This is a genomic window from Streptomyces sp. NPDC056948 (assembly GCF_042674225.1).
Classification (GTDB): domain Bacteria; phylum Actinomycetota; class Actinomycetes; order Streptomycetales; family Streptomycetaceae; genus Streptomyces; species Streptomyces purpurascens.
Map to the genome: position 1 here is coordinate 1 of NZ_JBHUQX010000312.1, position 11,563 is coordinate 11,563.

The following is an 11,563-nucleotide window of genomic DNA, read 5'->3' on the forward strand; positions in this document are numbered from 1 at the left end:
TGCTCAAGCAGCACGACCATGGCAGCCGGCGGGCCGGGTGCCATAGGTAAAGCGGAAGGTCTGGTGCGTGAGCATGGCGCAAGTATGCCCTGGGGCGGCACGGCGTCCAAGCGGGTTCGCATGGTGAGACGCGGGTGCCGGAGCCCGGACCGTCCGTGGGCGGGACGCTCCCCACGAGCACCTCGGTAGAATCGGGTGGCACAAGACCCCCGCCCCACCGCCGGAAGGCACCCCGTGTCATCAGCGACTCCCGCTGCCAACGCCCCCGACACCGTCCTGGTCGTCGACTTCGGCGCGCAGTACGCCCAGCTCATCGCCCGTCGTGTCCGCGAGGCGCGGGTCTACAGCGAGATCGTGCCGAGCACCATGCCGGTCCAGGAGATCCTCGCCAAGAACCCCGCGGCGATCATCCTCTCCGGCGGCCCCTCGTCGGTCTACGAGGAAGGCGCCCCGAGCCTCGACCGCGCGCTCTTCGAGGCCGGCGTCCCCGTCTTCGGCATGTGCTACGGCTTCCAGCTCATGGCGCGGACCCTCGGCGGCACCGTCGACAACACCGGCGCCCGCGAGTACGGCCGCACCGGCCTGCACGTCTCCAAGTCGTCCTCCACCCTCTTCGAGGGCACCCCCGCCGAGCAGGCCGTCTGGATGTCGCACGGCGACGCCTGCTCCGCCGCCCCCGAGGGCTTCTCCGTCACGGCCTCCACGGACGTCGTCCCGGTCGCCGCGTTCGAGAACGACGAGAAGAAGCTCTACGGCGTCCAGTACCACCCCGAGGTGATGCACTCCACGCACGGGCAGCAGGTGCTGGAGCACTTCCTGTACCGGGGCGCGGGCCTCACGCCGTCCTGGACCACGGGCAGTGTGATCGAGGAGCAGGTCGCCGCGATCCGCGAGCAGGTCGGCGACCGGCGCGCCATCTGCGGCCTGTCCGGCGGTGTGGACTCCGCCGTCGCCGCCGCCCTCGTCCAGAAGGCCATCGGCTCCCAGCTGACCTGCGTGTACGTCGACCACGGTCTGATGCGCAAGGGCGAGACCGAGCAGGTCGAGAAGGACTTCGTGGCCGCGACCGGCGTGCAGCTCAAGGTCGTGGACGCGGAGGAGCGGTTCCTCAAGGCGCTCGCCGGGGTCTCCGACCCCGAGGAGAAGCGGAAGATCATCGGCCGCGAGTTCATCCGCGTCTTCGAGCAGGCCCAGGTCGAGATCATCACCGACCAGGGCCCTGCGGTGGAGTTCCTCGTCCAGGGCACCCTCTACCCGGACGTGGTCGAGTCCGGCGGCGGCACCGGCACGGCCAACATCAAGTCCCACCACAACGTGGGCGGCCTGCCCGAGGACCTCGAGTTCCAGCTGATCGAGCCGCTGCGCCAGCTCTTCAAGGACGAGGTCCGGATGGTCGGCCAGGAGCTCGGCCTGCCGGACGAGATCGTCCAGCGCCAGCCGTTCCCCGGCCCGGGCCTCGGCATCCGTATCGTCGGCGACGTCACCAAGGAGCGTCTGGACCTGCTGCGCGAGGCCGACGCCATCGCCCGCGAGGAGCTGACGGCGGCCGGCCTCGACCGGGACATCTGGCAGTGCCCGGTGGTCCTGCTCGCGGACGTCCGCAGCGTCGGCGTCCAGGGCGACGGCCGTACGTACGGTCACCCCATCGTGCTGCGCCCCGTCTCGTCCGAGGACGCCATGACGGCCGACTGGTCGCGCCTGCCGTACGACGTCCTGGCGAAGATCTCGACCCGGATCACCAACGAGGTGCGCGACGTCAACCGCGTCGTCCTCGACGTGACCTCGAAGCCGCCGGGGACGATCGAGTGGGAGTGATCCCCCTGCCTAGGTGCGCTTGATCGTGCGCAGGGGCTCGCCGGGCGTCCAGACCTGGACGACGAGGTACGTGTCGTCCTCGACGTAGGTCCGCACGACCTCCGTCAGCTCGGTGCGGAAGAGGTGGAACGGCTCCGGCGGTTCCACCTCTTCGACGTATCCGGCCTTGGTCTCCGCGTCTTCGACCTCGATCGCCCGGCCGCTGATCCGGATGTCTCCGCCGCCCATGCCCGTGCCCTCCCCGGGGTTCGACTGGAGCGTGAAGCGCGGGTCGCGGTGCAGATCGAGGGCCTTGAGCGAGCCCGGCATCATGCCGAGCCACAGCTCGCCCTTCAGAAACCGCACCTCGAGGCCGCTGGTGCGGGGCGAACCGTCCTTGCGGAGGGTGGCGAGGACGTGGTGGGTGTAGGCGCCGAAGCGCTTCTCGACCGTGTCGGCCAGGTCCGGTTCGGCGGTGGTGAAAACCGCCCAGTTCGCTGTCATACGGAGAGTGTGGCGCCGAAATCCGACATCTTCTGTCGGCTATTCGTGGGGTAGGGGAGACCGGGGGCATAAGGGTGCGCAGGGGGTGCTCACAGGGGCGCTCGTTTCATCTTTACGAAACGGTTCTGTTCATCCCGGCCCGACCGGCGGTAGCTTCCGCCCCGTACGAAGAAACAGCGCTGGAGGACCTATGCACGGGCCCACCCCGCCCCTGCCGCTGCCCACCGACCGGCTGCGGTTCGCGATGCCGCCCATGCACGAGTCGGTCGAGGACGAACGCCGGCACCGCAAGGAACGGCTCGCGGGCGCCCTGCGGATCTTCGGGCGGCTCGGCTTCGAGGACGGCGTGTCGGGACACATCACCGCCCGCGACCCGGAGTTCACCGACTGCTTCTGGGTCAACCCGTTCGGGCTGCCCTTCCGGCACGTCACCGTGAGCGACCTGGTGCTCGCCAACCAGGACGGCCAGGTCGTCGAGGGCCGCTACCACGTCAACCAGGCCGCGTTCACCGTGCACGCCCAGGTGCACGCCGCCCGCCCCGACGTGGTCGCCGTCGCCCACTGCCACTCGGTGCACGGCCGGGCGCTCGCGGCCCTCGGCGAGCTGCTGGAGCCGATCACCCAGGAGAGCTGCGCGTTCTACGAGGACCACACCCTCTACGACACCTACACCGGCGTCGCCGTCGACGCCGAGGAGGGGCGGCGCATCGCGGGCGTGCTCGGCTCCCACAAGGCGCTCGTGCTGCGCAACCACGGCCTGCTGACCGTCGGCGACTCGGTGGACGCGGCGGCCTGGTGGTTCGTGTCGATGGAGAGGTCCTGCCAGGTGCAGCTCACGGCGCAGGCGGCCGGGCGGCCGGTCCGGATCGACCACCGGATGGCGGTGGCGACACGGGAGCAACTGGGCGGCGACCTGGTGGCGTGGATCAACTACCAGCCGATGTGGCAGGACGTCAGCCGGAGTGAGCCGGATCTGCTGAGCTGAACCATTGCTGCCCCGGCATCAGAAGCCGCGCAGCACCACCGCTTTCGTCATCGCGAACTCCTCGTCCGTGAGCACCCCGTCCCGGTGCAGCCGGCCCAATTCGCGCAGGCGGCGCAGCAGTACGTCGTGGTGCTCGGAGGCGGGCGGTACCGCCGGTGCCGGGAGCGGCTGGTGGGCGGACGTGTCGTGCGCGGTGTCGGTGGACGGGTGCGGCAGCCGGGCCGTGACCGCCGTGGCGACGAGCGCCGTGAGCAGGTCGCGGCGGACGCTGCCCCACAGGTCCAGGGCGTACGGGTCCTTCTCCGGCGGCAGCTTCGAGTACACCGTCTCGCGGGTCACGAAGCGCAGGAGGCCGTCCTCGTGGCCGGAGTTCGGCAGCCACTCGACCTGGACCAGGTCGCCCATGGTGATGACCCGCGGGCCGGTGGCGCGTTTGACCCGCTCGGAGGTGTCGGCCCAGTCGATCCGTACCCGGGTGCCGTCGAAGGAGACCGTCCCGTCGGACGAACGGACCGAGACCGGGACCGGCGGGCCGGGCAGCAGGTAGGCCTTCGCCGGCTCCTTCGGAATCCGGTCCAGGAGCAGCGCGCGGCGGATCTCCTCGGCGATGTACTCGGCGACCCCCGTCCGGTCGGCGTCCACCGTCAGCCGGTACGGATCGGCCGCGTCCGGCAGCCGCCCGCCGGTCGCCTGGAGCAGCGGGTCGGCGCCCTCCCGCAGCCGCAACCGCAGCCTTCCGCGCCTGCGTTCGGGTTCGAGGACGACACTGGAGACCGCCTCGAGCGGCACGGCGATCTCTCCGTACGTCTGCCGGAACAGCGGCACGGAGCGGTGCAGACCGGGCGTGATCCGGACCGTGTCGCCGTCGAAGGCCCAGGTTCCGTCACGCTGGATGATCTCGGTCATACGGGAATTCTCCCAGTCAGGTCAACACGGCACGCCGAAGTTCACCCGTGTTGACCAGACCGAGCGGACGCGAACCGGCTGGTGTAGGGCACAATTCGCTGTCGTCGCACGGGAGTTGTACAGCGGTGTTTCCGGGGTCCGGAAGGCCGACGGTGGTTGGGTCGCGGGAAGGCGGGCGTCGGGCGTGGCGGTGCGCGAGGGACAGGGCGGCGCGGACGCGGGTGGGTACGCGGATGCGAGGGCGTATACGGATGCGGGGGCGTATGCGGGCCGGTACGCCGGTGGGCCCGTGAGCGGGTACGCGGGCGGCCACGGCAGTACTCATGGCAGCACTCACGGCGGTGCTCATGAAGGCGGGTGCGCCTGCGGGGACTGCCCGCACGGGGCGCGTGAGGGGCACCGGCGGGCCGTCGCCGCGTTCCTGCGCAGGCGTGACGAGTTCGCGGCCGGGCAGGGGCTGCCGGCCGCGGTGGCCCACTCCGCCTCGGCTTCCCGGCAGTGGGTCTCGGAGGAACTGGCGCAGTCCGCGGAACTCGTCGCCGAGCGCGGCCGGGCCGAGGGCCAGGCCTGGCTGACGGGACTGTGGCGCCGCACGGCGGGGGTGGTGTGGGCGGCCGTCGTGCTGTTGCTGCTCGGGCAGTGCCTCACCGCGGTCGGTGCGGGCTGGACGGCTGCGCGTACGGCCGGGCTGGCCGCCGCCCTGGCGGTGGCCGGTGCGGTGACCGCGGCGTCGTGGTTCCACCGGTCGAAGGGCGGTGCGCTGGCGCCGGTGATCGGCGAGGACAACCGGCTGTCCACCTCCCGCACGGTCGCCGCGGTGTGGGTGCTGTTCGTGGCCTACGCGGTGCTCGTGCTGGCGGGGCGGCTGGCGGCCGCCTCCCGGCACCGGGAGCGGGACGCGCTGATCTCCGGGCTGGAACTCGCCCGCGGCGCCGGGGTCGTGACCGTGCTCGCCGTGGTGTGCGGGATCGCCGTGCTCGTGCGGCGGGTGATCGGGCTGCGGGTGCTGGGGCAACGGCTGCAGAAGGTGCGCGCCGACCGGCCGCGAGCCGCCGACCTGCTGACCGACGACGCCGGCCGGGGCACCTTCGCCGACATCCAGTACGTCGTCATCAGCGGTGTCGCCCTGGTCTTCGCGGCGGTGCGGCTGGCCAGGCGGCCGGACCAGTTGCCGGATCTGCCGTGGGGGCTGGCGGTGGTGGTCCTGGTGTCGGCCGCGACCTATCTGGCCGGCAAGTACGCGGAGGGCGGCCGGCCGGTCATCCTCTCCGTGGTCAGGGCCCGGGAGGCGGGCGACCTCGACGGGCCGATCCGCACGGGCGACGACATCGAGATCCGGGGAGCCGGGTTCGTCCCGCCGGGGGCGCAGGGGGCCGACCGGCTGGCCCGGATGGTCGTCCGGGTGGGTGCCGTGCACGTCCACGTCCCGCTTGTACCGGTACCCGGCGGCTTCAGCAACCCGGCGGACACGCTGCTGACGGTGCCGGTGCCGGCGGATGTGGAACCGGGGCGGGTGGACGTGCAGGTGGTCACGGCCGCGGGGGTGGAAACGAATCGGTACGCGGTTGATGTGACGGAGTGACGTCGCCTGCCGTCTCCGGCGGTCGGGCAGAAATTGGGGACAGACAGGGTTGAGCGCGGTCTGTTTGTCGTACGTATGGTCTGTTGAGGGGGTCTCGGCACCGGCGGCGAGAGGCGGCTATCAGCGATGACTCACAGTATGCGAACGGACACAGGCTCCCCCCACTTCCGCGGCGACGGAGGCTGGCGGGACACCGCCGGCCGCTACGCCCTCCTTCCTCTGCGCATCTTCCTCGGCGTCACCTTCATCTACGCCGGCCTGGACAAAATCACCGACAGCGCCTTCATGAAGGACGCCGGCGCCGGGTCGATCGGCGACATGATGCGCGCCGTCCGCGACTCGTCTGCCATTCCCGCCCTGGTCGACCTCTCCCTGAAGAGCCCGGTCGGCTTCGGCTACGCCATCGCCTTCGGCGAACTGGCCGTCGGCATCGGCACCCTGCTCGGTGTGCTCGCCCGTCTGGCCGCACTCGGCGGCGCGCTGATCTCGCTCAGCCTGTGGCTGACCGTGAGCTGGGCCTCCGATCCGTACTACTACGGCAACGACCTCGCCTACCTCATGGCCTGGACCCCCCTCGTCCTGGCGGGCGCGCCCCTGCTGTCCGTTGACGCCGCCTTGAGGTCACGACGACGGCAGAGGCGGGAGTACCGATAGCCGGAGTACCGGTAGCCGGAGTACCGGTAGCCGGGCCCGGGGCACCGGTGGCCGGTGCCCCGGCGGGCTCTAGTCGGTGGCGGTACGGCCCGTCGTGCGGCGTCTTCGCAGGCGGCCCGTCAGGAACGCCACCGCGCCGGCCAGGCACAGTCCGCCCATGACGAGGGGGATCGCCACGAACCACGGGATCTCCCAGGCGCCGCCCGCGTCACCGGCGTAGAGGACGCCCGCCAGGACGAGGACGACACCGGCGACCAGCTTTCCGGGCTGGGGCTCATGACGCAGCACGGGTCACCTCCACCTGTCCCATGCCGATCTGGAGGTCCAGATCGATGGTGCCGGACCTCTCGACGCCCTTGGCGGGGGAGAGGGTGATCTGCTTCTGCTGGCCCGGTTTCACGTCCACGTCCTTCGTGTCGTCGCCCGGTAGCTGAAGGTCGCCGAGCCCTACGTCTACGCTCAGCCGCACGGTCACGTCCTCCGGCACGAGCACCTTCACCCGGCCGATGCCCACTTCGGCGCTTGTCGTCACGGTCTGTCTCCCGGCCACGTCCAGCCCGGTCAGGTCGAGGACGCCGACGCCGGTGCCCAGTTCGTACTGCTGCCGTACGTCCGCCACCGTGGCGGGCCGCCAGGTCGTGCGGGACCACTGGGTGCCGATGTCCTTGGGCAGTGCCGCCGAGCCGGCGAGCAGTCCGGCCGTGATGATCGCCAGGAGGATCGAGCCCGCCCCGGTCCGTCCCAGGAAGGCGCTGACGGCTATGCCCAGGCCCAGGACGGCGAGCGCGCAGGCCAGACCCGTCTGCAGGCTGGTGCCCAGCGGGTGCTCGTCCCAGGTCAGGCCGGTGCCCAGGGCACCGGCGAGCAGGGCCAGCAGGAAGACCCAGCCGCCGATCCAGCGGGGACCGCGCGGCTGGGGCGGCCGACCGCGCGGGACGGGTATGTCCTCGCGGCCGCCGGCCCGGGTGCCGAGCCCGATGTTGACGGCTGCCGCGACGTCCGGGTCGCGGGTGTCGCGGGGGCCCCACAGATAGCCCGTGCCGCCGATGTGGGTGCCGTCCTTGACGATGGGGTCGCGCCACCAGGAGGGGGAGGTGACAAGGGCCGGCGGCGCCTGGGGTTCGGGCGGGGCGTCGGCGGCGGCCTGGGCGGCCAGCGGGTCGGGGCTGGGGGCGCCGCGCTGGCGTGACCAGTATCCGGAGCCGGCCAGGAGTATGGAGAGGACGAAGGCGAAGGTCAGCACTCCGCCGTTGTTCAGCAGGGTCAGGAACACTCCGCAGCCGACCAGCGCGAACAGCACGGCCGTCAGCGCCTGGCCGTCGACCCGGCCGGTCAGCAGCTTGCGCACCTCGTTCTCGTCCTCGTCCTCGTACGGGACGAGGAGCCAGACGAAGCCGTAGAAGAGCAGACCGATGCCGCCGGTGACGGAGAGCACCGCGAGCGTGATCCGGAAGATCACCGGGTCCATGTCGCACTGCCGCCCCAGTCCGGCGCAGACGCCGGCCAGGGTCTTGTGGCGGCGGTCGCGACGGAAGGCGCGGGGAGGGCCGGGCGGGCCGGGTGGGGTGGCTTCCCCGGCAGGGTCGGCCGCGTCGGGGGCTCCTCCCTGTTCTCCCGCGCCCGCACGCCCCTGCGTGCGGGAGCCGGCGGGCGCGGCATCCTGCGGCCCGGCGCCCGGAGCGGGGCGCGGGCCGGAGCCGGGTCCCGGGCCCGTCGCGGCGTGCTCGTGATCGGTCATGGGTCCATGGTGACGGGCGCGGCGCCGCGGCGGCAGTCGGAACGACCCTGGCCGGACCCTGATATCGGCCCTGAGGGACGGCTCGGGAAGCGTTCGACGGGCCTGCCGCAGGAGATCAGGGGAGTCTCCGGGGTCGACCCTGATGCTCCGGCCTTGCGGCCGTGTGACCATCAATGGCATGTCGGAAGCCGCAGCAGCGCCACTCGCCGAACCGCGGCCGCCGCGCAAGCTCTACCGCAGCAGCGACGGACGCTGGCTCGGTGGCGTGGCGCGAGGCCTCGCCGGGCATCTCGGGCTGCCCGTCGTCTGGGTGCGGCTCGTGTTCGTCGGCCTGTTCATGGCCGACGGCCTCGGTGCGCTGCTGTACGCCGCGTTCTGGTTCTTCGTCCCGCTCGGCGTCGGCGGAGTCGACGCGCAGAAGCCGCCGGCCGCCTCGGAGACCGCGCCCGACGGCCGCCGCAGACTCGCCGCCCGCAAACCCGACAAGGGCCAGATAGTGGCCCTGCTGCTCATGGTCGCCGTGGCCCTGGTGTTCGTGGGCAACGTGAACCTCAGCGGCGGGGCCCGGGTGTACCTCTGGCCGGCGGTGCTCGTCGGCGCGGGCGTCGCCCTGGTCTGGCGGCAGGCGGACAACGCCCGCCGGGCCCGCTGGGTCGAGGTCGGCCGCCGCCGGCGCACGGTCACGCTGCTGCGCGCGGTGGGCGGGGTGCTGCTGGTGACGGCCGGCGTCTCCGGCATCTTCGTCCTGCAGGGCTCCGCCGCCCACCTCGGCTCGGTCCTGCAGGCGGCCCTCGCGGTCCTCGTCGGGATAACACTCCTCGCCGGGCCGTATCTGGTGCGCATGACGCAGGACCTCTCCGAGGAGCGCCTGATGCGCATCCGTGCCCAGGAGCGCGCGGAGGTCGCCGCCCATGTGCACGACTCGGTGCTGCACACCCTCACCCTCATCCAGCGCAACGCGGAGAACGCGAACGAGGTGCGCCGCCTCGCCCGCGCCCAGGAGCGCGACCTGCGCACCTGGCTCTACAAGCCCGAGGGCACCGGCAAGGACGAGGCCGACGAACCCACCACGCTCGCCGACGCCGTGCGGCACAACGCGGCCGAGGTGGAGGACAAGCACGGCGTGCCCATAGAGGTCGTGGTGGTGGGGGACTGCCCGCTCGACGAGGGGACCGGCGCACAGATGCAGGCCGCGCGGGAAGCAATGGTGAACGCCGCCAAGTACGGTGGCGAGGGCGGAGCCGTACAGGTCTACGCCGAGGTCGAGGGGAAGACGGTCTTCGTGTCCGTCCGGGATCGCGGCCCCGGCTTCGACCTCGACTCGATACCCGCCGACCGCATGGGTGTCAGAGAATCGATCATCGGCCGCATGGAGCGCCACGGCGGCACGGCGCGGCTGCGCGCGGTGCCGGACGGCGGCACGGAGGTCGAGCTGGAGATGGAGAGGGCGGAGAAGACGTCATGAGCGACCCGACCGAGGCGAACGGTACGGCGGGACCGGCGGAGGCGGCCGGGCCCGCGGAGTCGGGCGGCGGCACCGGCGGGCGTCGCGCGCGCGTGGTCCTCGTCGATGACCACCGCATGTTCCGTACGGGGGTCCAGGCCGAGATAGGGCAGACCGAGCAGACCGGTGTCGAGGTCGTCGGCGAGGCCGCGGACGTCGACCAGGCGGTCACGGTCATCACCGCGACCCGGCCCGAGGTGGTCCTCCTCGACGTGCATCTCCCGGGCGGTGGCGGGGTGGAAGTGCTGCGCCGCTGTGCCCCGTTGATGGCCGACGCCGAGCAGCCGGTCCGCTTCCTCGCGCTGTCCGTGTCGGACGCGGCGGAGGACGTGATCGGCGTGATCCGCGGCGGGGCCCGCGGGTACGTCACCAAGACGATCACCGGTACGGACCTCGTCGACTCCGTCTTCCGCGTCCAGGAGGGCGACGCGGTGTTCTCCCCGCGGCTGGCCGGGTTCGTCCTCGACGCCTTCGCCTCCACGGACGCGCCTCCGGTCGACGAGGACCTGGACCGGCTGACCCAGCGCGAGCGCGAGGTGCTGCGGCTCATCGCCCGGGGATACGCGTACAAGGAGATCGCCAAGCAGCTTTTCATCTCCGTGAAGACGGTCGAATCGCATGTCTCGGCGGTCCTCCGCAAGCTCCAGCTCTCCAACCGGCACGAGCTGACCCGGTGGGCCACGGCTCGACGGCTGGTCTGACACGCGGCCCGGGCCGGCCCTCGTCAGACCACCCGTGTGGCCCCCGCGTACGGCATCTCGTCGAGCGGGGCGACCCGTACCGGGGCCGATGAGTTCGGGGCGTGGATCATCTGCCCGTTGCCCACGTAGATGCCGACGTGACTGATGCCGGCGTAGTAGAAGACCAGGTCACCGGGGAGGAGTTCGGAGCGGGAGACGCGGCGGCCGGAGGCGATCTGGGAGTACGTCGTGCGGGGCAGCGAGACGCCCGCGGAGCGGTACGCGGCCTGGACGAGGCCCGAGCAGTCGAAGGCGTTCGGGCCGGTCGCGCCCCAGACATAGGGGCTGCCGAGCTTCTGGTAGGCGTAGGAGACGGCGGCGGCAGCGCGGGCGTTGGGCGCCTGCGAGGCGGCTGACCCGGGGGCCGCCAGGGTGTCCCGGACGCCCGTCGAGGAGCGTGAGGCGCGGTTCGTGCCCGGACCTTCGCCCAGGCCGGCACGTTCCTGCGCGGTGAGCCGGGACAGCAGCTGCCGTGCCGAGCCCAGCTTGCCGGTGATCGTCTTCTTGTGCCGCTTCAGCTCCGTCTGCCGCGACTTCAGGGACGTCAGCTCGATGTGGGCGGCCCCGCGCAACTGCTCGATCTCCCGGAGCTGCTTGCGGACGCCCGCGACGGCGGACTTCTGCCGGTTGCCGGCCCGCTCCACGAACTCGGCGTTCTCGAGGTACCGGTCGGGGTCGTCGGACAGGGCGAGCCGGAGGGCGGGGTCGATGCCGCCGTCCCGGTACTGCGCGGCGGCGACCGAGCCCAGGGCGTCGCGGGCCGAGTTGAGCCGTTCCTCCTTGCGGGCCGCCTGGTCCTGGAGCTTCTTGAGCCGCTCTCCGGCGGCTTCGGCCTTCTCCTTCGCGCCGTTGTACTTCTCGGTGGCGACCTCCGCCTCCTGGTACAGCTTGTCCACCTTGGCCTTGACCTGGCCGGGGGTGAGCTGCGGTTCGGCGTGTCCGGTTCCGTCGAAGCCCGTCGCGGTCGCCGCGCCGGCGAGCGCGATCGTGGCGGCCGTACGGGCCGTGTTGCCGCTCGCGGTGCGCTGTCGGGGCTTGCGGTGCGCTGCCACCTTGGGAGCCACGTCCTTTCCTGCGACCGCCCGGTGCGTGCGACGGCCGCCGTGGGGAGCGGACGGGCGGCCTGCGCGCCCGGCGACGGCCCGCACAGGGGAAG

11 protein-coding genes are annotated in these 11,563 nt (G+C 72.1%); 6 read left to right on the forward strand and 5 right to left on the reverse strand.

Annotated features, from left to right (window positions below; genetic code table 11):
• Nucleotides 1–234 precede the first annotated feature (234 nt).
• The gene (gene guaA, locus ACFTZL_RS31735) at nt 235–1,815 is read left to right on the forward strand and encodes a glutamine-hydrolyzing GMP synthase (RefSeq protein ID WP_382589645.1); all 1,581 of its coding nucleotides are present in this window, start codon (nt 235–237) and stop codon (nt 1,813–1,815) included.
• A gap of 9 nt (nt 1,816–1,824) precedes the next feature.
• On the opposite strand, the gene ACFTZL_RS31740 is transcribed toward guaA, so the two are convergent.
• Nucleotides 1,825–2,298: a pyridoxamine 5'-phosphate oxidase family protein gene (locus ACFTZL_RS31740; protein ID WP_382589648.1), complete on the reverse strand. Its 474-nt coding sequence runs from the start codon at nt 2,296–2,298 to the stop codon at nt 1,825–1,827.
• A gap of 190 nt (nt 2,299–2,488) precedes the next feature.
• Between ACFTZL_RS31740 and ACFTZL_RS31745 the strand changes: the two genes are divergently transcribed.
• Nucleotides 2,489–3,283 carry a class II aldolase/adducin family protein gene (locus ACFTZL_RS31745; RefSeq protein ID WP_382589651.1) on the forward strand — a complete coding sequence of 265 codons (795 nt, stop codon included), beginning with the start codon at nt 2,489–2,491 and terminating at the stop codon, nt 3,281–3,283.
• 18 nt (nt 3,284–3,301) lie between these two features.
• Here the strand turns inward: ACFTZL_RS31745 and ACFTZL_RS31750 are convergent, their stop codons facing one another.
• A complete protein-coding gene (locus tag ACFTZL_RS31750; protein ID WP_382589654.1) occupies nt 3,302–4,189 on the reverse strand; it encodes a DUF4429 domain-containing protein in 888 nt (295 codons plus the stop codon).
• Between the two features lie 289 nt (nt 4,190–4,478).
• Here ACFTZL_RS31750 and ACFTZL_RS31755 point away from each other — a divergent pair, with 289 nt between their 5' ends.
• Both ACFTZL_RS31755 and ACFTZL_RS31760 read left to right on the forward strand, forming a co-directional pair.
• Nucleotides 4,479–5,771 (forward strand): hypothetical protein, encoded by a 1,293-nt coding sequence (locus ACFTZL_RS31755; protein WP_382589657.1) that lies wholly within the window; start codon nt 4,479–4,481, stop codon nt 5,769–5,771.
• A 126-nt stretch (nt 5,772–5,897) separates the two neighbouring features.
• The gene (locus tag ACFTZL_RS31760) at nt 5,898–6,425 is read left to right on the forward strand and encodes a DoxX family protein (protein ID WP_382589660.1); all 528 of its coding nucleotides are present in this window, start codon (nt 5,898–5,900) and stop codon (nt 6,423–6,425) included.
• Nucleotides 6,426–6,494: 69 nt separating this feature from the next.
• On the opposite strand, the gene ACFTZL_RS31765 is transcribed toward ACFTZL_RS31760, so the two are convergent.
• Together ACFTZL_RS31765 and ACFTZL_RS31770 are read right to left on the reverse strand one after the other, a co-directional pair.
• Nucleotides 6,495–6,713 carry a hypothetical protein gene (locus ACFTZL_RS31765; protein ID WP_382589663.1) on the reverse strand — a complete coding sequence of 73 codons (219 nt, stop codon included), beginning with the start codon at nt 6,711–6,713 and terminating at the stop codon, nt 6,495–6,497.
• Entirely contained in the window at nt 6,700–8,163 is a 1,464-nt protein-coding gene (locus ACFTZL_RS31770; protein WP_382589666.1) for a PspC domain-containing protein, read from the reverse strand. The genes ACFTZL_RS31765 and ACFTZL_RS31770 overlap by 14 nt, the downstream gene beginning before the upstream one ends.
• Nucleotides 8,164–8,341: 178 nt before the next feature.
• On the opposite strand from ACFTZL_RS31770, the gene ACFTZL_RS31775 reads away from it, so the two are divergent.
• Together ACFTZL_RS31775 and ACFTZL_RS31780 are read left to right on the forward strand one after the other, a co-directional pair.
• Entirely contained in the window at nt 8,342–9,628 is a 1,287-nt protein-coding gene (locus ACFTZL_RS31775; protein WP_382589669.1) for a PspC domain-containing protein, read from the forward strand.
• A complete protein-coding gene (locus ACFTZL_RS31780; RefSeq protein ID WP_382589672.1) occupies nt 9,625–10,368 on the forward strand; it encodes a LuxR C-terminal-related transcriptional regulator in 744 nt (247 codons plus the stop codon). The genes ACFTZL_RS31775 and ACFTZL_RS31780 overlap by 4 nt, the downstream gene beginning before the upstream one ends.
• 23 nt (nt 10,369–10,391) lie before the next feature.
• On the opposite strand, the gene ACFTZL_RS31785 is transcribed toward ACFTZL_RS31780, so the two are convergent.
• Nucleotides 10,392–11,459, reverse strand: a complete 1,068-nt coding sequence (locus tag ACFTZL_RS31785) for an NlpC/P60 family protein (protein ID WP_382589675.1) — start codon at nt 11,457–11,459, stop codon at nt 10,392–10,394.
• Nucleotides 11,460–11,563 lie beyond the last annotated feature (104 nt).